Below are 26,139 nucleotides of genomic sequence, written 5' to 3'. Positions count from 1 at the left end.
CTCTAGTGGCATCATCGGAAAAATTCAGCAGCATAGGAGACGCGCCGAGCCCGGTCCGGTCTTCTCGCGTTAAGCAGAGGTCAAAATGGCCAATCAGCCATTCAAAGCGCGTACCTCAGAAGAATTGATTGCACTGCAGGGTGCGGTAGCAACGTCGGTTTGGCTGTAATCATCGTGATGACGCTCTATTTCGGACGCGACATTGTCATCCCGATTGCGCTGGCAATTCTGCTTAGTTTTGTCCTGGCCCCCCTTGTTGGATTGCTTCAACGAACGCGCGTTCCCCGCGCAATTGCGGTCGTAAGCATTGTCGTCCTCGCCTTTGCGTTGCTCTTTGCATTAGGCAGCCTACTTGCATCGCAATTAACGCAACTCGCAAGTGAGTTACCGCGCTATCAATAAACGATAAGTGAGAAGATTCAGCTGTTTCGAGACACCACGGCTGGCCGGGGCACGCTCGAACGCGCCTCAGGGATGCTGAAGGACTTGAGTAAAGAACTCGATAAGCCGAAAGACGCCGGGTCCACACTCGGCGCGAATACGATAGTCAACCCCAAAACGCCACTTACTCCAGTGCCCGTAGAAGTGCGCCAACCGGATCCTGGCGCTCTGGAGAGTTTGCAGGCGCTAATCTCGCCACTCCTGCACCCACTCGCTACGACGGGTATCATTATCATCTTTGTGATTTTCATCTTGCTTCAACGGGAAGACCTCCGTAATCGGCTCATTCGGCTCGCAGGGTCGCATGACCTGCAACGCACGACGGCAGCACTCGACGACGCGGCCAGGCGCCTCAGTCGACTTTTCTTAATCCAACTCCTGTTGAACGGAGCGTTCGGCGTAGTCATTGGCGCTGGCCTATGGTTCATAGGTGTTCCAAGTGCCATCCTCTGGGGGATCTTAGCGGCTGTTTTGCGATTCGTGCCCTACATCGGCGCAGCTATCGCCGCGGCCTTTCCATTGGCTCTTGCCGTTGCCGTGGATCCGACATGGTCGATGCTGCTTTGGACTCTTGGCCTCTTTCTAATAGTGGAGCCGATTGTTGGGCACGTGATCGAGCCAATGGTCTATGGTCACAGCACCGGGCTTTCCCCAGTGGCCGTTGTCGCGTCTGCCACGTTTTGGACCGCGCTTTGGGGTCCAATCGGGCTAGTGTTGGCGACTCCCTTAACTGTCTGCCTGGTGGTGCTCGGGCGGCATGTGGAACGCTTAGCATTTCTTGACGTGATGTTTGGTGACCGGCCCGCGCTTTCTCCACCTGAGATTTTCTATCAGCGGATGCTCGCGGGAGATCCAACCGAAGCTTCCGATAAGGCGGAAGAGTTCTTAAAAGAGAGATCACTTAGTTCCTATTACGATGAAGTAGCGTTGAAGGGCTTGCAGTTGGCTCAGGCGGATGCAGAGCGCGGCGCTCTCGATCAGGAGCGTTTGACAAAAATTAGAGACGCGGCAATCAAGTTTGCTAACAACCTTTCTGATCAGGACGATCGTCCGGCGCCAAAAGTTCGCTCAACTTCGGACGCAGAAGCGACCTCGGCGGTAGAGAGCGTGGCTGAAGACGGGCCATACGCAGATCTGCCAATCGTCAGCAAGAAGGATCTGCCAGGCGAATGGCAGAGCGAATTGCCGATCTTATGCATAGGTGGGCGTAGTCTAATTGATGAAGCCGCCGCCATCATGCTGGCGCAGCTCTCTACGGCACACGGGCTGACAGCTCGCGCCGAGGGACCCGAAGCGCTGACAACCTCCAATATCTTTCGGCTCCAGACAGACGGTGTTTCGATAGTATGCCTAGTCTACTTGGATGGGACTGGACCCGCTCATATGCGCTATGCCGTTCGACGTCTTCGTCGAAAATTGCCGAAAGCAGCCATAATACTGTGTTGCTGGCTTAAGGACACTGATCAAGCAGAGTTAGAGCGGCTCCGCGAGGCAGCAAAAGCTGATCTGATCGCGAGCAACCTCGGCGAAGCGATCAAATTGGCAATTGAGGCCACTGGCTTGAACGTCGATAGTCTGAAAATGCAAGACAAATTGCCTGCAACAACGGCGGCTTAACTCTGGCGACGTCATTCGCACTTCTAACGGCGCTGTTCGCCGCCATTCACAAGGTCCTGCCCGAGATGTGCACACTGGCGCGCTTCTGACGGCGTTACCGCGGTCAAAGCCTGGTAGTGCCTGGGCACTACAGCGACCAGCCCGGGCCACGGCGCGGCAGGCGCGCTTTGAGCGTAAATTTGCTCCAGACTACTAGGCGCTAGTATTTAGGTTTGGGTAGGAGGACTAAAGCTCGCGACGCGCGGTCGCATAAGACCGAACCCGGGAGAGCCGCTCAGGCGTGAAACAGCGGAGTCCCCGGCGACTAGTCTTGGATTGCTTTGAAGAGGCGCGCTGTCGAGCTTGCGACTGTGAATCTTCTTGCTGCATTTGGAACGTATGGAGCTTGAGCCTGTTGCGCTCAGACGACATGGACCGGGGTTGTGCATGCCGTTTCCGCAAAGGAGAACGACCATGCGCGCATTGTGTTGGCACGGCAAAGGCGACGTTCGCGTCGACACGGTGCCCGATCCCAAGATACAGCAGCCGCGAGATGCGGTGATCAAGATCACCGCTTGCGCAATTTGCGGCTCCGACCTCCATCTCCTTGATGGCTATCAGCCGACTATGGAAAGTGGGGATATTCTCGGCCACGAGAACATGGGCGAGGTGATTGAACTCGGCGCCGAAGTCAAAAATTTGAAAATCGGCGATCGCGTCGTCGTCCCTTTCACCATCAGCTGCGGCCAGTGCTGGTTTTGTCAGAAGGGCCTGTTCTCGTGCTGCGACCGGACCAACCCCAATGCCGAGATGGCCGCCAAGGCCATGGGCCAATCGCCCGCGGGGCTGTTCGGCTTCAGCCATATGCTGGGCGGATACGCCGGCGGGCAGGCCGAGTATCTTCGGGTTCCTATGGCTGATGTGGGCCCGATCAAGGTACCGGACAACGTGACAGATGAGCAGGCGCTTTTCCTGTCTGATATCTTTCCAACCGGCTATATGGCAGCCGTGAACGCGCAGATTGAGCCAGGTGACACCGTAGCAATCTGGGGCTGCGGTCCTGTAGGGCAGTTCGCGATCCGCTCCGCGCTACTGCTTGGAGCCGGACGCGTGATCGCAATCGACGAAGTCTCCGAGCGGCTGGCCATGGCAGAAGCCGGCGGTGCCGAGATTATCGATTTCTCGAAAACCGATGTCTACGATGAACTCATGAAACGGACCAACAAGCGTGGTCCGGACAGCTGCATCGATGCGGTCGGGTGCGAGGCATCCGGTCACGGCGCGACCGACGCCGTGCTCGACAAAGTGAAGGCCGCAGCATTTTTGGCGACGGATAGGGTTCACGTTCTCCGCGAGGCGATCATGTGCTGCCGCAAGGCGGGTACGGTCTCGATACCCGGCGTTTACGTAGGAATGGGCGACAAAATACCGCTCGGTGCAGCCATGAATAAGGGACTCACGATCAAGACTGGCCAAACCCACGTGCAGGCCTATACGAGGCCGCTTCTGAAGCTCATTGAAGCTGGCGATATCGATCCGAGCTTCGTCGTAACGCATCCTGCGAGCCTCGAAGAGGCGCCGGAAATGTATAAGAAGTTCCGGGACAAGAAGGATGGTGTGATCAAGGTCGTGTTGCGGCCGGGAAGATAATTTCCGGCTGGCGAGCCGTACGATTTGAGGTTTGGCGAAGTCCCATGTTCTTCTTCTTTTCAAACCGGCTGGGTTGCTTCGGCTCGCTCATCCTCTCGGCCGTCGTTACCGTGGTCCTTCTCCTCATTTTCGGAGTAATTCGCATCTGACCCAATGTTGCTTGTGCATGATCGCTTCTATCCGGCCTTCCATGAATGGCCGACTTACGTCAGCTCTCGAACCTTCGTTCGCCCGATTTCCCCCGTCGGCCAAGGCTGCTCCGAGCAAGCGCAAAAACGGAGTTCGACCGAGCCAATCGTTACCGCAGACCTCGAGAATGGCGCGAAAAGTAGCCGTTAGCCCAAAAGTTGCTCTGAGCAGATCGGTGACCACCCAAGCCAAAAACGCCGCTATCGCGGCTAAAATCATTGTTAGATGGCGAGTACTGGCAATCTGGCGCCTGACATTATCCCAAAAATTGATCAAGGTCCCTCCGCCAACGTCAACTGTCCGGCCCGATCTGGAGCTCAAGCAACGCTAACCGCTGCAAAGCGAGTGGATCGCATTCGCCATCCCGGACGAGTCGAAGGATTGTTTCCGCCAAGCGATGGATGATGTGTGAACTGACCGGCTCCGGAAGTGCGTCGATGGCATCCTGGAGCGCGATATCCATCATCTGGATCGCTTCCGGAGAAAATGACGCATCCGCAAAGTCCTTCATTTTTCTGCACGGCAAGGGGTTGAAGCATGCCGGTAACGGGAAAAAGTGGCAATCGTTCCAAATCATCGTTGGGACGGTTTGGGGATCGCAAGACGAGGGGCTTCAAGGTTTCTGGACAGGGACGCCGACATGCGACCATCGCGACGATAGGGTAGTCTGGGACAGCGACGAGCGGTTTCGATGCCGACAGGACGAAGCGGGGCAGTTGTCTCCGACAAGCTAGCCGAACCGTCTTCCGTGCTTCGTCGACATTTCAGCGAGCCCTTTGAAATGCCTTCTGTGGAACCTGCGCCGTTTCGAAGGGTTTCCCAAGTCTCTTGGACGGGTTGGACCGCTGTCCTTACTTGCGCTGAAGGGACAAAATGGACGCCCCCGTCGACAACCGAGAAAAGCTGAAAAGGGGCACTCCGGGCGACTTTGTTCGTGTCTTTGGCGCCCGTGAGCACAATCTAAAGGACGTCTCGCTTGACTCGCAACGCCCTTGTGGTGTTCACAGGCGTTTCAGGGTCCGGCAAGTCGTCTTTGGCGTTTGGAACGCTCTATGCGGAAGCGCAGCGCCGCTATCTTGAATCCGTTTCCCCTTACGCGCGCCGGCTGTTTCACCAGATGGCGGTGCCCGAGGTCGATGAGATTGAGGGACTGCCCCCGGCGGTGGCGCTGCAGCAACAACGCGGATCGCCCACCACTAGGTCCTCGGTGGGAAGCGTCACGACATTGTCGAACCTGGTGCGAATGCTGTATTCGCGGGCAGGTGACTACCCGCCCAATCAGCCTCTGCTGTACGCGGAGGCGTTCTCGCCGAACACGCCAGAGGGGGCCTGTCCGAATTGCCATGGCATCGGCCGCGTCCACGAGGTCAGTGAGCGCTCGCTGGTGCCTGATGACAGGCTGACCATTCGGGAACGGGCCGTCGCCGCGTGGCCGACTGCCTGGCAAGGGCAGAACCTGCGGGACATTCTGGTCACCCTTGGCTACGACGTCGATAGGCCCTGGCGAGAGCTTCCGAAGAAGGACCGCAATTGGATCCTCTTTACCGACGAACAACCGACAGTGCCGGTCTACGCCGGATATACTCCCGCCGAGACTAAGCGAGCGCTCAAGCGCAAGGAAGAGCCAAGTTATCAGGGGACCTTCACCGGCGCCCGCAAGTATGTGCTGCAGACCTTCGCCACGACGCAAAGTGCGATGATGAAACGTCGCGTGACACAGTTTCTGTCCAGTACCGACTGCCCGGTCTGCAAGGGCAAGCGGTTACGGCCGGAGGCGCTATCGGTTACCTTTGCCGGAATGGATATCGCCGAAATCTCACGGCTGCCGCTGAAGCGACTTGGCGAACTTCTTCAACCGTATCTGAATGGCAGAAGCAGTGTTTCCGACACCCATCCTGAGAAGGCTCTCGTTGTCCAGCGTATTACGGAAGAGTTTCTCGGGCGTGTGGACGTGCTGCTCGATCTCGGGCTCGGTTATTTGACCCCTGAGCGCAGCACGCCGACGCTGTCTCCAGGCGAACTACAGCGACTTCGTCTAGCCACGCAAGTTCGATCCAACCTGTTTGGGGTGGTCTACGTATTGGACCAACCGTCGGCTGGACTTCATCCTGCTGACACCGAGGCATTGCTTCGCGCGCTGGAGCGGTTGAAGGCGGCCGGAAATTCGCTTTTCGTCGTCGAGCACGAACTCGACATCGTCCGACACGCGGACTGGATTGTTGACGTCGGCCCGGGTGCCGGAGAGCAGGGCGGCGAGATACTGTACAGCGGTCCATTACCTGGTCTCGCCGAGGTGCCAAACTCTCAGACGCGGCGCTATTTGTTTGCGGAAGCTCAAACGGCCGCCAGGTCGCTCCGGCATCCTCACAAATGGCTCAAGCTTCGGGGAGTTACCCGCAACAACCTCGATCGTCTTGATGTCGACATTCCACTGGCAGTATTTACCAGCGTCACTGGAATCTCGGGGTCCGGGAAGTCGAGCCTGATCAGTCAGTTTCTGGTGGACGTCATTGGCGACAAACTGGGTCAGCGAAAGGGGCTTAGCGCAGATGATGACGCGCTTGATGCAAGCGTAGAAACGCTAGGTGGCGACGTCACCGAAGGTCTGGACAGCGTAAAGCGACTGGTGGTGGTGGATCAGAAGCCGATCGGCCGAACGCCGCGCTCGAATCTTGCGACCTATACGGGCCTTTTCGATCATGTCCGCAAGCTGTTCGCAGCCACGAAGCAGGCTCGCGCCAGGCGCTATGATGCTGGTCGTTTCTCATTCAATGTCGCGAAGGGACGCTGCGAGACCTGCCAGGGGGAGGGGTTTGTTTGCGTTGAACTGCTATTTCTCCCGAGCGTGTACGCACCTTGCCCGACCTGCAAGGGAGCCCGCTACAACGCCAAGACGCTGGAGATCAAGATTCGCGACAAGTCGATTGCTGACGTGCTTGCCATGACTGTGAATTCAGCGTTTGAGTTTTTCGTCGACGACGCATCCCTCCGTCGATCCTTGGGCGTTCTTCAAGAGGTCGGGCTGGGATACATTCGGATCGGCCAATCAGCCACGGAACTATCAGGTGGCGAGGCACAGCGCATTAAACTCGCCACCGAACTGCAACGCTTGCAACATGGCGAGGTACTCTACGTGCTTGACGAACCCACAACGGGCTTGCACCCGTCGGACGTAGCGAAACTGATGAAGCAGCTTGACGGCCTCGTCGAGTCTGGAAACACCGTAGTCGTTGTCGAGCATGATATGGGAGTTGCGGCAGCCAGCGACTGGATCATCGACATGGGACCGGGAGCAGGCGACGAGGGCGGCAAAATAGTTGCATCAGGACCGCCAGAACGGGTTGCGTCCACGCCTCAGAGTCGGACAGCTAAATATCTCGCTCGAGTTCGGTAAACGATCGACTGGCCCGTAACGGCAAGTGGCAAGTGGCAAATGGCTGGTCGTTGTAGAGCGTAAACTGCAATCCTCCGATTGGTTCCATTGCTGTCTGCGAAGAAGCAACGAGGCGCGAGGCATCGGCAACTTGCCACGTCTTCCCGATCAATCTTGCGGTGCAACCGATGTCGGTGGAGACGAATCGGGACGTCTCATGCGGTTCGCGATTGGAACCTTCCCAACAGGATTTCCATTAAGGGTCACGCGGCGCACTTCCGTGCCGGGTTGGCTCGCGCATTGGTAAATAGAGGTGTTGGTCCCAGCTGGCTTGGCATTTCGAACTTCTTGATCGGCGCACTTGTCGTCGCCGCCCTCTATTTCACGCGCGAAATCCTCGTTCCGATCGCAGTCGCCGTCCTCTTGAGTTTTGTCTTGTCGCCCCTCGTGAGGGCATTCCAGCGCATGAAGGTGCCGCGGTCGATAGCGGTGCTCAGTGCCGTCAGCCTGGCGCTGGCCATCGCCCTCAGTCTTGCGGCGATGGTGACGATCGAGGTCAACCAACTCGCGAGCGACCTGCCGCGCTATCAGTCCACGCTGGGCGAAAAATCCACAATTTGCGGGACAGGATTGGCAGCGTTGGCGTGCTCAAGAACGCCTCCAGCCTATTGAAGAACCTGGACAAGGAGCTGAAGTCGCCCGGAAGTGGCGATGCCGAAACAACGAAGCCATCGTTGTCGGACGGCCCGGCAAGAACGCCTATCCCGGTCGAAGTCCATCAGCCAGACCCGGGCGCGTCGGAGGCACTGATCGCCATGCTGCGACCACTCGCAGCTCCCTTCACCACCACCGGAATCGTGGTGATCTTTCTCATCTTCTACCTTTTTTCAGCGCGAGGATCTAAGCGACCGGTGCATCCGGTTGCTCGGCAGCGAGGATTTGGAGCGCACCACGGCGGCGCTCGATGACGCAGGGCAACGGTTAGGCAGGCTGTTCCTGACCCAACTCATTCTGAATGCGACTTTCGGCGTCGTGATCGGATTGGGCCTCGCCGTCATCGGCGTCCCGAGCTCGCCGCTATGGGGATTGCTGGCTATGATCCTTCGGTTCGTGCCCTACATCGGCGCGATCCTCGCTGCCGGCTTGCCGTCGAACCGCTGGTCTGTGGGCGAAGTGCCGGCCTGTCCCCGGTCGCCGTGGTCGTGGCCGCGTCGTTCTGGACCTGGCTCTGGGGCCCCTTGGGGCTTTTGCTCTCCACGCCGCTCACGCTGTGTCTGGTCGTCTTTGCCAGGCACGTCGACCGTCTCCAGTTTATCGACGTCATGCTGGGAGACCAGCCGGCGTTGACGCCGCAGCAGACCGCATACCAGCGCATGCTGACGGGCGATCCGATTGACGCGATCGAACAGGCGCGGTCGTACCTGAAGAAGGGGTCCGCTGTGGCCTATTACCAAGAAATCCTGCTGGGCGCCTTGCGATTGGCTGAGGCCAATGCCGCCCAAGGCCGGCTTGACGACGTCAGGCTCGAGAATATCCACGAGACGGTTTCCGAAATCATCGAGGATATGGCCTCGCACGAGACCGCTGAGGGGAACGCGAGTGCCGAAGCGCCCGCCAAAAAGGGGAAGATTGTCAACAACGACGCTCGCAAGCTGGGCAAGCCGGTTTTCTGCATACCCGGACTGGGTCGACTCGACGATTGCGCCGCGCTGATTGTTGCAGATGCGCTGAAACGTGAAGGGTTCAACGCCCGTGTTTCCGGCGCCGATACCGAGATTGACGCCGGCAACGCGGAAACGATCTGCGTCTGTTTTCTGGAGGAGGTATCGGAGGCGAGGTTGTCGTTTACGGTTCGCAAGTTCTCCCGGCGGGCAGCTTCGGCCAGGATCATCGTCTGCCGGTTGGGAAATCAGTTCGAGGCGGACAAGGAGCAACGGAGTGATGATGTAGGGCCGCAGTCGCTCGCGACTACCATCGCCGCCGTAGTCAAAAGTACCAGCGTCAAAACGCGTCGGGAACAATAGGCAATGTCCGCGAGTTCACGTTTGGAACAGCAAGGAATCAAGGTCATGCAACAGACGGCCGATCGATCGCTCCGAGAGCTACAGCGCGAGACCGAGCAGACGCGCGCAGGTCTGACCCAAACGGTCGATCAGCTCAAGGCGAGCGTAACCGACACCGCGAGCGAAATTCGCCAGCGCATCAGTCCCGAAAGCATCAAGGCGGAAGTCAGGAGCTACGTCCGCTCCAAAGGCGAAAGCATGTTGGAGGACATAACGGCGGCCGCGCGTCGCAACCCGATGCAGGCGGTGGCCGTGGGCGCAAGCCTCGCCTATCCGCTCTTCAGGTTCGCAAGGGCAATTCCGTTGCCCGTGCTGATGGTCGGCGCGGGGATCTTTTTCGCCGGCACAAAGAGCGGACAATCGATCACCCAGAAAGCCTCCGACATGGCCTCCGGTCTATCGGACGAACTCGGCCGGCGCAGCCAGGATATGGCGGCACAGGTTGGAGAGGCAGTCAGTTCGGCAACGGGCGCGGTTTCGGATGCCACCGGGCGCGCTGGCGAGGCGCTGTCCGCGAGCGCGGACCAGGTTCCCGCAACATCCTCGATGGCGGAGCTCAATCTGGCAGACCGGCTAAAGGACTCGGCCGCCGCGGCAGGTGACGCGATCAACACGCGTGTCTTCGATATCAAAGACAGTGCGTCTGACCTTGCTGGTTCCGCGATGGATTCGTCGCGAGATATGGCCGCCGGCGTAGCCTCTGCCACCCGAAACGCCGCCTCGTCCGCGGCGAATGCGGGGTTGGAAGCGGCCCGCGGTGTTCGCGACAAGGCAGCGGATTATTCCAGTCGCGCCGGAAAGACAATGTTGGACACGATCCAGCAGAATCCACTTCTGGTCGCGGGCGTCGGTCTGCTGGTTGGAGGTCTGATTGCGAGTGCACTTCCCAAGAGTGAGCTGGAGGAGGATCTCGTGGGCGATGCAGCCACGGCCGCCAGAAGACGGGCGAGTGAAGCAGCTTCCAAAGGCTTCGACGCTGCCAAGGGCGTAGCGGGCGAAATTTTTGAAAACGTGGCGCGGCAGGCCGGCGCGGAAGGCCTCACCCCGGACAAGCTGAACGAGTCGGCCCGCGAGATCGGGCAACGCGTCAGGCGCGTGGCGGAAAGCGCTGTCACGACGGCGTTCGATCCGGACAAGTCAACCCATTCACATACCGGTGGAGGAAACTGACATGGCTGACCTCATTGGAACTGCACATCAAGGCACGGCGTCTTCCGGCCAAGATTCCGCAAGAGCCAAATTTGACGACGCGGTCGCATCGACCAAAAGTTTGAGCGAGCAGGCCATGTCGGCGGGCCGAGACCTCACCGACAAGGCGAAGGATATTGCTGAAAGCTCGACCGACACCATTAAGGGCCAGGCCTCCGATTTCGTCGATGCGGCCAAGGATGTCGCATCTCAGGCTACTGACAAGCTCAAGGACGCGGTCAACAGTCAAAAATCGTCCGGCGCGGAATACGTCGGCAACCTGGCAGAAACAATGCGGCGCGCGGCACGGGAGTTTGATACGGATCTCCCGCTCGCGGGCAGCTACATCCGGAAGGCGGCCTCCCAGATCGAGGGCGTTTCCGATCACATCCGCAACGGTAACCTGAACGATGTGGTCCGGAATGCGCAATCCTTTGCGCGCCGTCAACCGACGGCCTTCCTTGGCTTGGCGGTCCTCGCGGGTTTTGGTGCCGTTCGGTTCCTCAAGAGCTCCTCCATTGACGACGGCCCGAGTTCGCAAGCCATGAGAACGGACAGCCGCTCCTCAGCAGCAGACAACCGAGGGTACCGCGATGACTTCTCGAACTGATCGTTCGATCCCGGAACTGTTCAGCGATGCGGTTGGTCAGCTTGCAAAGCTGATCGGAAGCGAATTTGCGCTGGCTCGCGCCGAAATCTCCGAAAAGGCCGGACAGGCCGGGAGAGCCGCCGCAATGATGGGTGCTGGGGCGGTCATCATGATTCCCGCGCTTGTCCTACTGTTGTTTGCCGCGGCGGCTGCCCTCATACAGGGCGGCTTTTCCGAGCCCATCGCATATCTCATCGCCGGTGGCGGCGCAGCGGTCTTATCGATCGCCCTCATCGTGGTGGGCCTTAACCGCCTGTCGGGCGATGCACTTGCGCCCAATGTGATGATTGAAGAAGTCGAACGAGACAAAGCGGCAGCGAGGGAGATGGTTCGATGACCGACATAGCTGAAAAGGGCTCGGACTTTATCAAGGATCTTGGCAACGCAGCGCGCCGTAATCCGGTCTCCGCGGCACTCATCGGAATGGGACTGGTCTGGCTGTTCGCCGGCAAAGCGGGTGCACCTGGCGATATTCTTCAGAAGACCCGACTCGATCGCCTGCCGGACGCGGCAAGGAATGCGATGAGCGCCACACAGGACCGCGTTGCATCCGCTGCCGGAACGCTCCGTGAGACGGGTAGCGACGGTATCGAAACCGCGACCCGCATGGCCTCGGAATACGCAAAGGCCCTGCCGGATTCTGCCGAAGTTCTTGGCACGATGCGGGGCAATCTGACCGATTTGTTCAAGGCACAGCCCCTGGCATTGGGCGCCATTGGATTGGCCATCGGCGCCGGCATCGCCGCGGCCTTACCGAACACTGACATCGAAAAATCATACCTTGGCGAAACCAGCGAGACCCTGAAAAGCAAGGCTGCCGAAATCGCAGGCCAGCAGATCGACAAGGCGGCCACGGTTGCAGCCACCGTCGTTGAAACCGCGGCCGACGAAGCGCGCAGGCAGGGGCTCACGATCGATGACGCAAAGGCGGCGATGGACGCCCTATCAGGCAAGGTCAGCCGTGTGGTCGACGCGGCGGGAAAGAGCGCGTCGCAAAGCGCAACATGAACTGCGAGTGGACGGTAAGGAGCGAGCGGAGCCCGGACGAATACCCTGATATCGTCGAGCCATTCGGGAATGGGCAGTGAGGATCGATCCTATTTGGCGCAACTCGTTGCGGCGAATACCGGTCTTGCCGGGCCGGAAGCCGAAAATCGATGGCGTGATCGCAAAGGCTCGGGCCGCGATAACCAAATCTCGCCGCTCGCTTTCTCCGTCGCCGCGCGGCTCTGTTGTTGGGTGCTGTCATCGCATGGGCAGCGGCGGGTATAACCACCCTGACGGTGCGCGGATGCCGAATTGGACGGGACGCCCCGCAGGTCTGGACCTCGCCCCCGAAGCCGAATTGGTCGCATGTCTAAAATGCGAAGCGTGGCCGATGGCGTTGAAAATCGTGAAGCCTCCTTGGTCGTCTCGACCGATGATTCAATTTACCTGTCCGAAATGCCATTTTTGCCACGGGGGCAGAAAGGCGCGGATACCCGAGGCCGGGCTACAACTAATCCCTGCACCGTCGGCCATTCTCTTATCGAGCGGCGGCCAGGACACGACGACGAGGCACTCGAGAGCAGAGTTATGTTAGAAGTGTGGAAGATCCTTAAAGCTGCAGTTCGGGGTTACATCGCCAATGAAGCGTTGAGTCGAGGCGCAGCAATTTCCTTTTACGCTGTCACGTCTCTGACTCCTGTCCTCCTGATCGTCGTGGCGGTTGCCGGCGTTGCTTTCGGAAACGATCTGGTGCGGGATAGCCTGATCCGGGAAATGGGCGGCGTTCTTGGGCAGGAAAGTGGCGAACTGGTCAAATCGATGCTCGCCAAATCGAGCGATCCGAACACCGGCACTCCCGCGACGATCTTTGGAATCGTCATGCTGCTGGTCACGGCTTCAGGCGTCTTCGGCGAAATGCAGTCCGCTTTGAACGCCACCTGGAAGGCGAAGGCGCCCGATCAGCCGTTTTTCTCGCTGATCAGGAGCCGGGCCACGAGTTTGGGTCTGGTCGGCGCCCTCGGCTTTCTGTTGATGGTTTCGCTTGCCGCCAGCACCGGCCTCTCGGGACTTACCGACTATCTGGGCAGCAGGAACGTGCTGGCTCCGTTGATCTTATCCGTCATCAATACGCTTGTGTCGGTTGCGCTGTTCACGGCGCTGTTCGCCGCCATTTACAAGGTCTTGCCCGACACCCCTATTGCATGGCGGGACGTGCGCACGGGCGCGTTTCTGACCGCGCTCTTGTTCACGACGGGAAAAAGTCTAATCGGCTGGTATCTTGGAACGACAGCGACGAGTTCGGGCAACGGCGCGGCAGGCGCCCTTATCGTAATACTGCTCTGGACCTATTACTCTGCGCAAATATTTCTGTTCGGATCGGAGGTCACCAAAGCGATCGCCGACGCGCGGTCGGATAGCGAAAGCCGCGACGCTTCCGAAAGCCGGCTGAGGCCGGCGGGAACGTCGAGGAGGCGGCGGCACGCGGGCTAACTAATTCACTTCGGATGGGTTGGGCGAGGGATGGATCGTCTTGTCGCCAGCTTACGGCGCCGCTTTCGAGCAACGTCTCGCAGCCGCGGAACTCTGGAGCTCCAGCGTTGTTCCCATAGTTGCGCGGGCGATAACTAATGCGAGATGAAATGACCGCCTCTTATAAAGAGATGAATAGGTATTTCGAGATGATCAATCGGCGAGTGCCGGCTAGGATCTCTCGCTTCATTCACTGGTTGCGAAAGCCGTCCTCATTCGCGGCTCGTCTAACTGTCGCATTATTGCTGATTCTTGGCGGGGTCTTTAGCTTCTTACCTGTGTTGGGTATCTGGATGCTGCCCCTCGGTCTCCTGTTCATTGCGCAGGATGTCCCATTGTTGCAAAAACCTCATTAGAGCGCTGACTTGGACGGAAGCAAAGTGGGAGCGGCTAAGGTTTGCATGGCAGAATCGGTGATGCTTTCAAGGACTGAACAGGCTCAACTGTGAATACAAGGATCCTGTGATCTGACGGGATCGTCGTTATCAAGCTGCCAATGAAGCCAAAGCGATCGCAGAAGTCGTCACGCGACGTCCTGCTCTCTAAGTATGTCTAGAATCCTTCGAAAGGCGCAATTTCATGGCTATAAAGGCAGCGTCGCGGAAGTCTAGACGGCGGAGAAATGAACATCGACGCAGAGTTCTTTACGCGTTGGCCGCGGCAGGCTTCTTCGTTGCAATGATCGCCAGTGGCATCCTGTTTGCTACCTTGAGGCCTATGACACTTCGTATCGCCGTGGCCTTCGCCAGCGAGGATGCCAGGATTGTCGAAGCTATAGCTCGCGTTCTTACACGTGCACGAAGCTCAGTACGTCTCTCAGTAAGCGTGGTGGACCAAGGTCAGGAGACAGCGCTCTTGAGGAGAGGCGACGCAGACTTAGCCGCCGTCCGAAGCGATGTAATGTCTGCCGATCTCCTTTCTATTGCTGTGCTGCGAAAAAGCGCACTTTTTCTTTGGACGGCACACATACCTGGTCAAAAGCCTTCTCGAGCCACAGAGTGGAAGAACCTCGTCGGCTCCAGAATCGCTGTACTAAACGGGACATCTGCAGACCTCGCGTTGCTCAATGTTGTTCTATCCTCAGAGGGCGTTCCCCCCAACAAGGTCGAAATCGTGCCACTTGGCAGTATGGATGCCATGGCAGGAGACAAAAGTTTCAATTTCTTTGCGACCACGGGTGCAATCAAGAGCAAGGCGCTTGCGGAAATCTTCCGATCGTTCTCACGGCTTCGGGAAGCGCCAAATTTTCTTGACCTGGAAACAGCCGAAGCGATCGTCCTCCGACAGCCGACGATTGAGGCTGTAGAGATACCAAAGTCTGCTTTCGGTTCTAATCCAGCATTGCCGCCAGAAGCAGTAAGTGTGGTCGCGGTTAGCAATCTTGTCGTCGCTGGCAAAGCCCTCTCGGAGCAAGCTGCTGCAGCCTTTTCCCGTGAGTTATTCGCTCATCGTCAAATGATATTGCGCGAGATACCCGATACAGCGACCATCGAAAAACCTAATACGGAAAAGGATGCGGCTATCCCTGCACATCCTGGCGTAGCTGCCTACATTGACGGAACAGAACGGACGTTCCTTGAGCGCTACGGCGATTACTTTTGGGGCGGTATCCTTGTCCTGTCGGCGTTAGGTTCGTTCGGTGCAGGTCTTCGCGCTTTCCTTTATCCGGACGAGCAGGAGAACGCATCGTCGCTCAGGGATAGAGTGTTGGATCTCGCAGCTAAGATCCGTGATTCCGCGGATGAGGATATGGTGCAGATCGAAAATGAAATTGACCACATCGTACGCGAAACGCTCGACAAATATGACCACGGGGTCCTTGAGGAAGGTGCCCTTACGGCGCTAGGTATAGCCATCGAGCAATTCCGCTCCGCGGCTGCGAACCGAAACTTCAGCAAGCGTCGCTCCGTTCTCAAGCGGACTTCGTAAACCGAATCGAACGCTTCGAGCGGAGGTCGGCTCTGGATCAACAACAGAAGTTAGATACTTACCCGAAAGACCACGAATGCGTCAGCGCTCAGGGGCTAGAACGTTGAGACCACTGTCTCGGTGTGCTCGACCTCGGGCGGTCCCGCGTAATACGGTCCAACCAACGCGCGCCAGTCCGCGAAAGCCTCCGAGGCACGAAAATCATTGTGGGCCTCTACAGTATCCCACCTAGCAATGAACCGATAACGCTGCGGCTTTTCGATAGAACGATGCAGCTCGAACCCGTGGAAGCCTTTGATCTGGGGCAGGTCCGCCGCCTTGGCGACCGCAGCTTCATAGTCCTTTTCAGTACCCGGCTTGATTTCGATCTGTGCAATTTCGGTAATCATGTCGTGCCCTCCGGCAGTTTTAATAAGAGCCGGAGATTGACTGCGAGGCAAGCTGCAAACGCACGTTGTCCGCCTTGGTCATCGCAATTCCCGACTATTTCCTGTCTTTCCTGTAAACGGTCATCGCCAAGGCTAGGGGGCATGTCTCAACGCGCCAACCGCGCAACCATCCATTCATTCATCACTCTGCGGGATTCAAAATTGAAACGGATCGACGGAGACTGAAGTCGTGCCGTCCGAGGATTGCTGTACGGTGAACGTTACTTCTTTCGTCGCTTTGATATCGCCGACGGCGGCCGAAATCTCGCCACTGCATTTCACCGTCAGCTTGTCCTTGCTCTTTGAGGTCGTAACCATCCTCTGACCGAGCTGATACAGAGGCTTTTCGCTTTTCGAGTCTTGCGAGGTCGCGTCAGCCGATGCCTTACCGGTTGTTGAATTCCTGGCCGCATAACTGACCAGTGGATTGTTGCCGTCGTCCAAGACGAATTGGAGCACGGCCTTCCGGGTTTCGATGGAGTCGCACTCTGGCGCAGCGATGCACCCGCTGGAAACAACAAGAAAAAGAAGAGTCCAACAAACGAGTGATCGACTGGTAAGAGAGCGCATTTGGTATGCTTTCGTTGCGTCAACTGTCATGCCAACCAGCTACGAGAAACATGGTTCCAGCTGCCGCGTCTGAAGACTGGCGAGTCAATCTAAGCTTACCGCGTGGAAGGCGCGAACAAATGCCCTGATTTGCGAGCTCTCAAGAGCGAGCTTGCACCGCATTGGCGTTTTGAGACGCCGGCGATTGCCAAACAAAGCGCACTCCAGTCTGTCCAGTCATCAGGTAGGTGGCGGAGGCGTGGCGATCGACTTTTCCACTTGGCGCGCCGTTCGAAAATCGTCGAGATGATCGACGTTCGGGGCGACAGCCGCCTCCTTGGTCAAAAGCATAAATTCGGCCGACTGCTCGTTGAAGACGCTTTGACTTGCCAAACGGCATCCGGCGCGCCTTGCAGATGGCTCTTACGGCGTAGGCGCGCAGATAGTCGACAGCATCGGACATTTTAACACTCCGGGCGGTCAACTGCCCCATTCAGGTTCCGTTCCTAAGTGTCAGCAACGAAAGCGGGTTCGCGGGGTTGTTGAACGAACGCTGGCACTCGATTGATTTGGGTTTGTAAAGAGGAGGGCAGTGTGTCCAAGGAATTCAACCCGGCACCTCACGACAAACACGCAGACGATCCAAAGCAGGCCGTGCAAGCCGACAAGAAGCAGGCGAAGCTTGAAAAGGGCCTCGAGGATACCTTTCCGGCGTCTGATCCGATCAGCGAAACGCAACCAAAGCCTTCCAAAGATTGACGCTCTTGCGGCGCCGCAAGCCCGGCCTTTAGGGCCGGCTACTCGGCGGCGACAAGGTCAGTCGATTGGCCCGCTACTTCCATGATGGCTGACATCACTTGATCGGTGGTAGTCTGCTGGATCATGTGGCCGTTCGCCGCAACCCTATGAAACTTGCTCTGGGTAACGTCGGAGTGCAGTCGGGCCGACTGAGTGTCGATATCGATGAGCTTGTCTTGCTCACCAGCGATGATGACAACTGGCATTTTCAGGTCAGCATACTGATTGCGCAGCATGAACGCGTCCGGGATCATTAGCGCCGATTCAGCGGCAGATGCCCTTATCTGAGATGGCCGGAGTGCCATTTCCTTCGGAAATGCTTCAAACTTCTTCGGTACGGATCTTGGACCAAAGATCTTCGCCATCATCAGCGGCCATATGGCTCGGCTCAGCAGGGGCGACAAGGTATGACTGAGGATGTCTCCGACAAGGGGCAGGGACGGAGCGGCCAACGCAACCACGTCTGGCCTTAGGGTCGGATAGTAGTATCCTGAGGCGAGCACGAGTCCTCGGACAAGGCCGGGATATTTCAGAGCTATTGCGGTCGCAACGGAGGCGCCCCAAGAGTGTCCAAGGACGATTGCATTGGAAACGCCAAGCTGCGCGAGGGCGAGCTTGATCAGTTCCGCTTGGGCATCCGGCGTCCACACGACATTGCGCGGCCGATCGCTATGGCCGAACCCAGGACGATCGAACACGATTACCCGATAATCCTTGGCAACAAGATCGATCAGACCGCTTGATTCAAAATCCTGGATCATGCTTCCGTTGCCGTGTAGAAGAACGACAGGATCGCCTGTGCCACGTTCCACGTAATGCAGTCGGACGCCGTTCACTCTTAAGAACCGACCAGAAGGTGGGTTTTCACGCTCGGCTTTCTTCGCAAGGTGCTGATTGAGCAAGGCGATAGCGGCCAAAGCTCCGATCGCAACCGAGGCTGCCACGATGGAAGTTGAGTTGGTCGTGCGCCGACCTGGAACAGATCGGCGAAGGCGTTTAATAGTCTGGATTGCTGTCATAGATCACACTCGTTTCGGCGCGTGCACGAAATCCGGATGATCCTAGGAAATGTTGCAGCGCAGAGTGAACCTGCGGTAGCGCGGATCGTTCCTACGCATTTTTCTTGAGGTCGAAACATTGCGCCGGATCGCAGGAATCAGTTCACAACGCGGAACCGCGCCCGAGTAGAGATTGTACGTTTAAACTTCGGTTCTGAGATGGCGCGGCTGCCAGCTAAGCTGGAGCAAGGTCGCCGAGGGGCGGCGCCCGATCTTGGCGCACCTGCGGCAGCGCAGCCGGCTTGCGAGATCGTGCACGAAAGTGGTCGGCGGGTGTCTAAGAGCTGCCAGGTCGACATCGTTCGGCGTGTTGCACCGTGAGCAACGGATTTCGAGCCAAGGAAAGCCGCCATTAATAGCCTGGTCGATGGTGGGTGACGGATCGATCGGCTCGCCATCGCGCCACATCCTTTCGTTCCAGCTTTCGCAGAGCAACCTGTCGGCCTGTTGAATCAGTGCAGCGCCCTTGGAACGCATTTCCAATGACTGCGCAGCCAGGATACCCGTCATCGCGCGCGCCTTGCCGAGCTCCTCTTTCAAAGCCTTTCGGTGACTTCCCGAAAGCGGCGTGGGGTGGTGTTTCGGCGCCATTCGGAGATCCAAGTGCAGACCAAATTGGGTGAAAGGCTAAGTCGCATCGACGGCCGGCCAGCAGCCGTCTTCTTCAAGCCGGCCGGTGCGCTGTTGACAGATGTTGTCCAGCAGCCGCTGCGCGACATGCTTCCAGACCGCGTTGCCGCCATACAATCGGACCGCATCGGCGGTCTGGATTTCCACAGTCCGGTCGCACCGTCGGCAGGATACGCGCAGGACGTGGCGCTGGATTTCCGAGAGATGTCGTTGCGCCAATCGAAGCCCATTTGTCCCTGCTCGAGGATCGTTGAGGATCGCAGGGGTCGCAGGGTCAGGAGCCGCACCGGGGCTCGCTGCTTTCCGGACCGCCTCTGCGGCCAGTTTTTCCATCTGTTTCGGGGTAGGCATGCGCCAGCTCGCAGGTCGGTCGATCATCCCCTGAACTAGAACATAAAGAGAACGAAAGTCGAGTCCACTTGTGCTGGGCTCTGAGAAAAAATCACCTTCTTGGGAAGCCACCCTGTCGGAACCAAGGCTGCCCGTTCGTCTTGAACCCAGCAACAGTATTTGGAGTTCCCAGCCATGGCCCCCCGCGCTAACTGGAAAGGCTTCCTGCGTCTTTCCCTCGTCACCTGTCCGGTAGCGCTCTATCCCGCCACGTCGGAATCCGAAAAGGTCTCCTTCAACCAGCTCAACCGAAAGACGGGCCACCGGATCAAGTACGCGAAGGTGGACGCGGACACGGGTGAGGAAGTTGAAAACGAAGACATCGTCAAGGGCTACAAGGTCGATACCGATACGTACATCGAGGTGACCAAGGAGGAGCTCGAGAATGTCGCGCTGGAATCGACGCGAACCATCGAGATCGAAGAGTTCGTCGACCGCAGCGAGATCGATCCGCGATATCTGATCCGTCCCTACTACCTGGTACCGGATGGGAAAGTCGGTCACAACGCCTTCGCCGTCATCCGTGAAACCATCCGCGAGATGAACAAGGTCGCGATAGGCCGCGTGGTGCTAACCAATCGGGAGCACATCATCGCCCTCGATCCGCTGGACAAGGGCTTGATGGGAACGTTGCTGCGCTATCCCTACGAAGTCCGGTCGGAGAAAGAGTATTTCGACGATATTCAGGACGTCAAAGTTACCAAGGACATGCTTGATCTCGCCAAGCACATCGTCAATCAGAAGGCGGGTCACTTCGAGCCAGACAAGTTCGAAGACCAGTATGAAACGGCTCTCATTGACCTCATCAACCAGAAGCGCGCCGGCAAACCCATCACTGCGAAAGAGCGTCCCCGAGGGGAGAACGTCGTCGACCTGATGGACGCGCTACGCAAGAGTATTGGCGGCGCACAGGCTTCAAGGGACTCCAAGCCGGCCAAAAAGCCACGCAAGGTCGCAAGCAGTCAGAAGGAAATGCTCATGCCGATCGCCGGCAAGAAGTCGGCGAAGGAAGCTGCGGCGAAGAAGCCGTCGGCGAAACCGCAGCGTAAGTCAGCCTAGACCCGGCTTTTGGCCATGAAGCCAGACGTCAAGGTACTGTTCACCACTGGCTACACGCGGGAACGCCATCGTCCACAATGCCGGTACACATCTTTGCCGAAGCCGTTCAGCATAGAGGACTTGGCGGCCAAAGTGCGGTTCATAATAATGGATACTGAGCGGGTAACTTGCCGTGCCACAGGAAGCGAACTCGCTCGCTTCGACTATGGAGGATTGCAAGTTGTCGAAAGCCGCTATCTTCGACCTGGACGGCACGCTTCTGGACTCGGTCGATCTCCACGCGCTCGCATGGCAGGAAGCCATGCTTAAGTTCGGCCATGATGTGAGTTTCGAGCAAGCTCGAAGCCAAATAGGCAAGGGAGGGGACAAGCTCATTCCCGTCTTCCTGTCCGCTGATGAACAACGGGACCACGGCAAAAGATTGGAAGAGTGGCGCGGCAATCGTTTCAAGACCGAGTATCTGCCGCTTGTACGTCCCTTTTCGGCGGTCCCGGACTTGCTGCTCCGCGTGCGCGCCGCGGGACGGCGGATTGCCGTCGCTTCTTCCGCAAAGAAGGATGAAGTCGAGAAATATCTCGAAATCGCTGGCATTACCGAACTGGTGGAATTGACGACGTCGTCTGATGACGTTGAGGAATCGAAACCTGCGCCGGACATTTTCGAGGTAGTTCTAGAGAAGCTCGGGATCCAGGGCGCTGAAGCCGTCGCGATCGGCGACACGCCTTACGACGCGATCGCTGCGGGGAAGGCGAAGATCGCAACCATCGGCGTGCTGTGCGGCGGGTTCACGGAGGGTTCGCTGCGGCGGGCGGGGGCCGCCGAGATCCATCCCAGCCCAGCCTCGCTGTTCGCTTGTTTCGCAAACTCGCTACTTGCGAGGTGACGATACGGCTGACCCATGGCAGTGGCCAGCGGAAGGTGCAAGAAGGGGTCCATGGCGACAAGTCGAAAAGCCACAAGGTGAAGAAGCCTTCCCCGCGCGCCGTCGACAAGGCTGCGGAGCGCAAGGCCTCAGTTGACTTCGAAAAGGAGCAGAAACGGCGCGAGCGTGAACGGGCGAGGGAAGAGGCTACCAAACGGAAGGAGCGTGAACGCCGGCGAAAGGCCGTCGATAAGGCGCAAGCGGCGTTGGACGCGGCCGAGCGGGAGCATGAGAAGAAAGTTGCTGCTATCAAGGCCGAGGTGGCCGCTCTTGAGAAGAGATCGCGAACCGAAAACGTCCGCTGGGATAAGGAGAGGGAGCGATTGGAAGCAGCATTGCAGCGCGCGCGAGGCTAAGTCACCCCGGATTGCTTCAAACAATCGGCGTGGCGGCGAGCGAACCGGGGTCATTCGGGCGGGCACTCGGGGCAGGTATCTCCTATCGAATCCAGAACTTGTGCGACGGCTCCAGCAGCCACCTGCGGTGATACTCCAGGCGGCGGGCTTTTGCGGGCGATTTCGAGCGCGCCCTCGCGGGCATGCGGATCGGCGCCGTCCTGCATCCATCCGTGCTCTTCGCACTCTCGAATAGCGCCGACTTCCTGTAGCACTTCGATCGCCCATCCCTGAAGTGTGCGGGTCCTTGGCCTCGGCGTGTCAATCATCAGCACCGGAAATCTCCTCGTCAGGGGTGAATCCCCAAACGATCCGGTTGTTCCGGTTCATGACGGTGCCGCGGATGCAGGAGGCCGGGTAGGCCTTCCGCGATCGATTAGGAGTGTTGTCCAACCCCGCGCCGACCGGCTTCAACGCGGCCTTTCTCGGCGATCTGATCCATCACGCGCCGCGCCATGTTGATTGGGTCGCAAAGCCAATTCCGACTTAGCCGCGCCGGGCGAGATGATCGTCGAATTGATGCCTAGCCGGATTTCTCCGGGTTGATCCCAGCATCCGTCAAAAGCTCCTTCCGGGACCAACTAACGCCAGTGTTCGCACAATGTTCCTAGCGGACTGAGGACGCCGGCGGCACTCCATTTCGCGCGGTGCGAAAAGGGATCACTCACTATTAGGATCCAATTCTTCTATGTCGCGTTGATGTGACGATTAGAGGCCGTCATGGAAACCGTAGAAGCCTACCTCGCTAGAAAGAAGCAAGAGCTCGATCTGCTGAACGATTCTCTCAGCGATCCTTTGACGATTCGATTCCCAAACTCGGTAGCCGAGGTGATCGAGCAGAAGTTTCGTCTTGCCGCAGCCCTTAAGGCCGAGCACGCTCTTCAAGATTGGGGGCAGACGGAAACGGCATGGACGCATGCGGGTCGGCCGAGGTGGGGCCCGTTCGAATTTAAGTACGACTATCAACGCGCGGATCTGCAAGTGAAAGGTCCGTCATTCTACGCGCTCGAGAACAAGTCGGGTAGCGAAACGGTCTATACGGCGTCGGGGATGGCCGCCATTTCGGGACTGCTGATGGCGACCGCTCCGGTCTTCTCTGAAGCTGACATCATCACTATGCCGAACTCCTACGGTGAGACGACCGAGCTCATAGACGGTCATACGAAGCATCTAAGAAGGATCGAACTCGGCGGATCATTTGCCGAAATCGCAAAACTTCGGGGATCACGGCCACGGATTTTGGTATTGGACTCCTGTACCACGGCAAGCGCGTTTGAGGAGACACTTAAATGTACTCAACCGCGGCTCGATTTGATTCTCTTCGATACGACCTGTTTTTCCAGCGGGTCCGGCCGGATCCTGCGAGCTTTGAGCTGGGCCCGCAGTGCAGCAACTCCGATTATACTGCTTCGCAGCCATACGAAGCTTGATTCCCTCGGCGTCGAATATGGGCGGCTTGGATCGGCCGTCTTTCCTTGCTCGCCCGCGGGGGGTGCAAAGCAGCAGTTGCTGGAAGTCCTCCTGACAGAGATGGGAAACGCCGTCCGACTATTCGGTGGCGCGGCATTGCCGGCGCACTTCCCGCCTTACGTGGGATCTCCGGCCTATCGTTCGCTGACGAATAAGCGGGTCGCCGCCATGCTGGTAAATAGCCGTTGGATGACCCGTTATCTTTCCGCGAAGCTCGCCGGATTAGCTGCCGAATGCCATTTTACACACGGTCTTTATGTCACTTTGGCTCCTGCCAGGACGCTCGATGAGATCCAAGCGCGGGACGTCGTCGCGGAACTATGTGCCGACTTGCGACGCAGAGGCTTGCCTCTACGCCATGCGGGAAGCTTCGGATTCGATTTCGGGGCGGCGGAGTGGTCAAAGGATAGGATTCGCGATCGCTACGTGGTCAGGATCGCAGCCGCCGATTTGCCAACCTCGCTGTGGTACGAGATCGTCGGAGCCGTTGGCGCTTGGTGGCAAGCGCGCGAGCCGCGGGCGAGGATGCGCCCGCAAAATGTCGGAACGGCTACGGAGGTCACCCTCGGTACCGTTACTTAGAACCATCTCGCCCGAGCATGCGCCGCAAAGCTATGGCGTTCTTTGGGGCATGAGCATCGTTATCGTTATTGAAGTAAATCCAGGCGTTCTTCGCCCCGCTCGATTTAATCCTGCCCGCCCAAATCGCCAACTCGCTCTTGGAGTAGTCGTGCCGATACCATCGCTTTGGGCCGTGCAGGCGGACATATACTTCATCCGCTGTGCGGATAAGCTCATCGGGCAAGCGCGGTCCGCTGCAGGAGCAGAAGATAATCCCGGCCTTTCGGAAGGCCCCGTACACTTCGTCATTCCACCAGCTGGCGTGCCGGAATTCGACGACATTGCGGCGCGCGGGATCGAGCTGGCTGACAATGTCATTGAGCCGGGTCTTGGTGTAGCGATAGCTCGGCGGCAGCTGAAACAGAAAACATCCCATTCGATCGCCCAGAATATCGGCGATCATCCCAAAGTCCTTCACCAGTGTCTTTGTGCCCTTGAACTTCTTGATATGAGTTATGAGCTCGCAAACCTTGACCGTGTACACGAATTTTTTCTTGCCGGGCTGGCGCTTCCAGGCTTGTACGCCGGCGACCGTTGGCCACGAGTAAAAGGAAGCGTTGATTTCGACGGTATCGAATCGCCTAAGGTAATGTTCGAACCAGTCATTTTGCGGAACGCTGGCATAGAACGAATCCCGCCATTTCCAGTAACGCCAGCCGGAGCAACCGACGAAAATCGACGGCTTGGGTCCAGGAGGCTTCTCCGAGCTTTTCGTTTCCGTCCTTACCCGGGCTGCATGCATTTTCGTCGCACGCTTGATGTTATCCTCGCGCTGCTTTTCACGCCGCAGACGCCTCCGTTCGCGACGCTCTTCGAGCGTCAATTCCGTCCATGGGGCTGCTGTTCTGGCGCGCGGCATGATCCTTCTCCCGACTGGTAACGCCCGAATGGGGGGAAGGGGTTCAAAGCATCGCGAACGGGCCTATATACCTAGGCAACGAAAAGGGCTTTCAATGAAATTCGACGTTCTCGTTGTCGGCGGCGGACCTGCCGGACTGAGTGCAGCGCTCATTTTGGGACGGTGCCACCGCACAGTGTTGGTCTGCGACGAAGGGCATCAGCGCAATCTGAGCTCCCACGCCATTCACGGGCTTCTCGGCAGGGAAGGGCGTTCTCCTTGCTCATTTTTGGACGAAGCCCGGGAAGACCTCTCGCGCTACAAGACTGTCGCAGTGCGCCGCACTCGGATCACGGCCATCAGCCGCGCCGGAGAAGGGTTCGAGTTCGTCTGTGCGGACGGCACGGCTGGCAGTGCTTCGAAAGTCCTTCTTGCTACGGGCCTGGTTGACGAACTTCCCGAACTCGCGGGTATCAAACCTCTCTATGGGGTTTCCGTGCATCATTGTCTTTACTGCGACGGTTTCGAATATGCGGGGAAGCCGGTAGCGGCCTATGGTAAGGAGGATAAGGGGGCAGAGCTTGCTGTCATGATGAAGCACTGGATGTCCGACGTAGTGGCTTGCAGCGACGGAACGGAAGTTAGCGCGCAAGCAATTCGCAAACTCGAAGAACACAGCATTCCGCTGCGCACCGAGCCCGTCCGATCCCTTGAAGGCGCGGACGGAGAGCTCACAAGGATTGAATTCGAGACCGGGCCAGATCTGACCCGCGCCGGTTTGTTTTTTTCGACCGGCTGCCATCAGGCGTCTGACCTGTCCGAACGTCTCGGGTGTGCGCGTAACGAGAAAGGAGGCGTCGTCATCGACCCGGACACCGAAGAAAGCAGCGTTCCCGGTGTCTATGTTGCAGGCGATGTATCCCGCGACGTTCTTCTCGTCGCGGTCGCTATCGCGGAGGGCGCGCAAGCAGCCGTAGCGATCAATAAGGCTTTCCTGCGCCGCGACGGCCTATGCGATTAAATCTGTATCTCTAGCCTTTCCATTTCCGGCTTGGGAACCAGCGCCAGACTCCATCAGGAAGAGGGATTACGTTCTGGATGACGAGCGAGGAGGGCTAGCCGCTCACGATGAAGCCGCTTCTATAACTTAGAGCTTCTTGAAGTCGAAGGCTTCGCGTCACGCTCGGGCGGAGGACCGCAGTTCACGTTGCCATGCGAACCACGGCACAGCCAGCGGAGGCTTGGCTGGCCAGCACAGGCGCGTCAGCATGGCTGCGATCTCCGGGAGAGCGCGGCGGTCCAACTGGGGCGCCGCAACCGGATCGCCGCTCCACCGCGCGGCGGGGGATCGTCGTCCTGGCCGTCAAGGCGGCGCAAGGCGGCGAG

At 58.2% G+C, this 26,139-nt stretch carries 25 protein-coding genes and 3 pseudogenes; 19 read left to right on the top strand and 9 right to left on the bottom strand.

What is annotated here, in order from left to right:
• Positions 1 to 85: 85 nt before the first annotated feature.
• A pseudogene (locus JQ574_RS28670) lies at positions 86 to 2,058 on the top strand (AI-2E family transporter).
• A 453-nt stretch (positions 2,059 to 2,511) separates the two neighbouring features.
• A complete protein-coding gene (locus tag JQ574_RS28665) occupies positions 2,512 to 3,687 on the top strand; it encodes a zinc-dependent alcohol dehydrogenase (protein ID WP_212212591.1) in 1,176 nt (391 codons plus the stop codon).
• A gap of 481 nt (positions 3,688 to 4,168) precedes the next feature.
• Here the strand turns inward: JQ574_RS28665 and JQ574_RS28660 are convergent, their stop codons facing one another.
• Positions 4,169 to 4,387: a hypothetical protein gene (locus tag JQ574_RS28660; RefSeq protein WP_211996198.1), complete on the bottom strand. Its 219-nt coding sequence runs from the start codon at positions 4,385 to 4,387 to the stop codon at positions 4,169 to 4,171.
• A gap of 362 nt (positions 4,388 to 4,749) precedes the next feature.
• Here JQ574_RS28660 and JQ574_RS28655 point away from each other — a divergent pair.
• From JQ574_RS28655 to JQ574_RS28610, 11 genes and pseudogenes are all read left to right on the top strand, one after another.
• Positions 4,750 to 7,270, top strand: a pseudogene (locus tag JQ574_RS28655) (excinuclease ABC subunit A).
• A gap of 267 nt (positions 7,271 to 7,537) precedes the next feature.
• Complete coding sequence (locus JQ574_RS28650) at positions 7,538 to 7,921, top strand: AI-2E family transporter (RefSeq protein WP_212212594.1); 384 nt, start codon at positions 7,538 to 7,540, stop codon at positions 7,919 to 7,921.
• A complete protein-coding gene (locus JQ574_RS28645; RefSeq protein WP_212384103.1) occupies positions 7,894 to 8,217 on the top strand; it encodes a hypothetical protein in 324 nt (107 codons plus the stop codon). Before JQ574_RS28650 ends, JQ574_RS28645 begins: the two co-directional genes overlap by 28 nt.
• Positions 8,171 to 8,329 (top strand): annotated as a pseudogene (locus JQ574_RS35915) (hypothetical protein); the annotation flags it as partial. The gene JQ574_RS28645 and the pseudogene JQ574_RS35915, both read left to right, overlap by 47 nt.
• Positions 8,329 to 9,273 (top strand): AI-2E family transporter, encoded by a 945-nt coding sequence (locus tag JQ574_RS28640; protein WP_212212597.1) that lies wholly within the window; start codon positions 8,329 to 8,331, stop codon positions 9,271 to 9,273. The pseudogene JQ574_RS35915 and the gene JQ574_RS28640, both read left to right, overlap by 1 nt.
• 45 nt (positions 9,274 to 9,318) lie before the next feature.
• The gene (locus tag JQ574_RS28635) at positions 9,319 to 10,482 is read left to right on the top strand and encodes a hypothetical protein (RefSeq protein ID WP_212212600.1); all 1,164 of its coding nucleotides are present in this window, start codon (positions 9,319 to 9,321) and stop codon (positions 10,480 to 10,482) included.
• Between the two features lies 1 nt (position 10,483).
• Positions 10,484 to 11,110: a YtxH domain-containing protein gene (locus tag JQ574_RS28630; RefSeq protein ID WP_212212603.1), complete on the top strand. Its 627-nt coding sequence runs from the start codon at positions 10,484 to 10,486 to the stop codon at positions 11,108 to 11,110.
• Positions 11,094 to 11,486, top strand: a complete 393-nt coding sequence (locus JQ574_RS28625) for a phage holin family protein (RefSeq protein ID WP_212212606.1) — start codon at positions 11,094 to 11,096, stop codon at positions 11,484 to 11,486. The genes JQ574_RS28630 and JQ574_RS28625 overlap by 17 nt, the downstream gene beginning before the upstream one ends.
• Before the next feature lie 86 nt (positions 11,487 to 11,572).
• Positions 11,573 to 12,157: a hypothetical protein gene (locus tag JQ574_RS28620; RefSeq protein WP_212212609.1), complete on the top strand. Its 585-nt coding sequence runs from the start codon at positions 11,573 to 11,575 to the stop codon at positions 12,155 to 12,157.
• Between the two features lie 345 nt (positions 12,158 to 12,502).
• The gene (locus tag JQ574_RS28615; RefSeq protein ID WP_249119666.1) at positions 12,503 to 13,627 is read left to right on the top strand and encodes a YihY/virulence factor BrkB family protein; all 1,125 of its coding nucleotides are present in this window, start codon (positions 12,503 to 12,505) and stop codon (positions 13,625 to 13,627) included.
• 939 nt (positions 13,628 to 14,566) lie between these two features.
• Positions 14,567 to 15,595, top strand: coding sequence for a TRAP transporter substrate-binding protein (locus JQ574_RS28610; RefSeq protein ID WP_212212612.1), 1,029 nt, complete (start codon positions 14,567 to 14,569; stop codon positions 15,593 to 15,595).
• A gap of 95 nt (positions 15,596 to 15,690) precedes the next feature.
• Here JQ574_RS28610 and JQ574_RS28605 read toward each other — a convergent pair whose 3' ends face one another.
• The 3 genes from JQ574_RS28605 to JQ574_RS28595 form a co-directional block, all read right to left on the bottom strand.
• Complete coding sequence (locus JQ574_RS28605; protein WP_212212615.1) at positions 15,691 to 15,984, bottom strand: antibiotic biosynthesis monooxygenase; 294 nt, start codon at positions 15,982 to 15,984, stop codon at positions 15,691 to 15,693.
• Positions 15,985 to 16,179: 195 nt separating this feature from the next.
• Positions 16,180 to 16,467, bottom strand: a complete 288-nt coding sequence (locus tag JQ574_RS28600) for a hypothetical protein (protein ID WP_212384100.1) — start codon at positions 16,465 to 16,467, stop codon at positions 16,180 to 16,182.
• A gap of 265 nt (positions 16,468 to 16,732) precedes the next feature.
• Positions 16,733 to 17,035, bottom strand: coding sequence for a hypothetical protein (locus JQ574_RS28595; RefSeq protein ID WP_249119665.1), 303 nt, complete (start codon positions 17,033 to 17,035; stop codon positions 16,733 to 16,735).
• A gap of 131 nt (positions 17,036 to 17,166) precedes the next feature.
• On the opposite strand from JQ574_RS28595, the gene JQ574_RS28590 reads away from it, so the two are divergent.
• Complete coding sequence (locus tag JQ574_RS28590; protein WP_212212620.1) at positions 17,167 to 17,331, top strand: hypothetical protein; 165 nt, start codon at positions 17,167 to 17,169, stop codon at positions 17,329 to 17,331.
• A 38-nt stretch (positions 17,332 to 17,369) separates the two neighbouring features.
• Here the strand turns inward: JQ574_RS28590 and JQ574_RS28585 are convergent, their stop codons facing one another.
• From JQ574_RS28585 to JQ574_RS28575, 3 genes are all read right to left on the bottom strand, one after another.
• Complete coding sequence (locus tag JQ574_RS28585; RefSeq protein ID WP_212384099.1) at positions 17,370 to 18,389, bottom strand: alpha/beta fold hydrolase; 1,020 nt, start codon at positions 18,387 to 18,389, stop codon at positions 17,370 to 17,372.
• 180 nt (positions 18,390 to 18,569) lie between these two features.
• Positions 18,570 to 19,019: a hypothetical protein gene (locus tag JQ574_RS28580; protein ID WP_212212626.1), complete on the bottom strand. Its 450-nt coding sequence runs from the start codon at positions 19,017 to 19,019 to the stop codon at positions 18,570 to 18,572.
• Positions 19,020 to 19,055: 36 nt separating this feature from the next.
• On the bottom strand, positions 19,056 to 19,436 hold the full coding sequence (locus tag JQ574_RS28575) for a hypothetical protein (protein ID WP_212212663.1): 381 nt from the start codon (positions 19,434 to 19,436) through the stop codon (positions 19,056 to 19,058).
• Positions 19,437 to 19,583: 147 nt separating this feature from the next.
• On the opposite strand from JQ574_RS28575, the gene JQ574_RS28570 reads away from it, so the two are divergent.
• The 3 genes from JQ574_RS28570 (at position 19,584) to JQ574_RS28560 (ending at position 21,785) form a co-directional block, all read left to right on the top strand.
• The gene (locus JQ574_RS28570) at positions 19,584 to 20,507 is read left to right on the top strand and encodes a Ku protein (protein WP_212212638.1); all 924 of its coding nucleotides are present in this window, start codon (positions 19,584 to 19,586) and stop codon (positions 20,505 to 20,507) included.
• Positions 20,508 to 20,712: 205 nt separating this feature from the next.
• On the top strand, positions 20,713 to 21,390 hold the full coding sequence (locus JQ574_RS28565; RefSeq protein ID WP_212212666.1) for an HAD family phosphatase: 678 nt from the start codon (positions 20,713 to 20,715) through the stop codon (positions 21,388 to 21,390).
• On the top strand, positions 21,387 to 21,785 hold the full coding sequence (locus JQ574_RS28560; protein ID WP_212212641.1) for a hypothetical protein: 399 nt from the start codon (positions 21,387 to 21,389) through the stop codon (positions 21,783 to 21,785). Before JQ574_RS28565 ends, JQ574_RS28560 begins: the two co-directional genes overlap by 4 nt.
• 50 nt (positions 21,786 to 21,835) lie before the next feature.
• Here the strand turns inward: JQ574_RS28560 and JQ574_RS35290 are convergent, their stop codons facing one another.
• Positions 21,836 to 22,093 carry a hypothetical protein gene (locus tag JQ574_RS35290; RefSeq protein WP_249119671.1) on the bottom strand — a complete coding sequence of 86 codons (258 nt, stop codon included), beginning with the start codon at positions 22,091 to 22,093 and terminating at the stop codon, positions 21,836 to 21,838.
• A 451-nt stretch (positions 22,094 to 22,544) separates the two neighbouring features.
• On the opposite strand from JQ574_RS35290, the gene JQ574_RS28555 reads away from it, so the two are divergent.
• On the top strand, positions 22,545 to 23,876 hold the full coding sequence (locus tag JQ574_RS28555) for a hypothetical protein (RefSeq protein ID WP_212212644.1): 1,332 nt from the start codon (positions 22,545 to 22,547) through the stop codon (positions 23,874 to 23,876).
• Here JQ574_RS28555 and JQ574_RS28550 read toward each other — a convergent pair.
• Positions 23,869 to 24,774, bottom strand: a complete 906-nt coding sequence (locus tag JQ574_RS28550) for a DUF72 domain-containing protein (RefSeq protein ID WP_249119662.1) — start codon at positions 24,772 to 24,774, stop codon at positions 23,869 to 23,871. The two genes, JQ574_RS28555 and JQ574_RS28550, sit on opposite strands and share 8 nt — an antisense overlap.
• A gap of 94 nt (positions 24,775 to 24,868) precedes the next feature.
• Between JQ574_RS28550 and JQ574_RS28545 the strand changes: the two genes are divergently transcribed.
• Entirely contained in the window at positions 24,869 to 25,774 is a 906-nt protein-coding gene (locus JQ574_RS28545) for an NAD(P)/FAD-dependent oxidoreductase (protein WP_212212647.1), read from the top strand.
• Positions 25,775 to 26,139: the final 365 nt, after the last annotated feature.

Source organism: Bradyrhizobium sp. AUGA SZCCT0158, from assembly GCF_018130065.1.
Taxonomy (GTDB): domain Bacteria; phylum Pseudomonadota; class Alphaproteobacteria; order Rhizobiales; family Xanthobacteraceae; genus Bradyrhizobium.
This window is presented reverse-complemented; position numbering and strand designations above follow the sequence as displayed.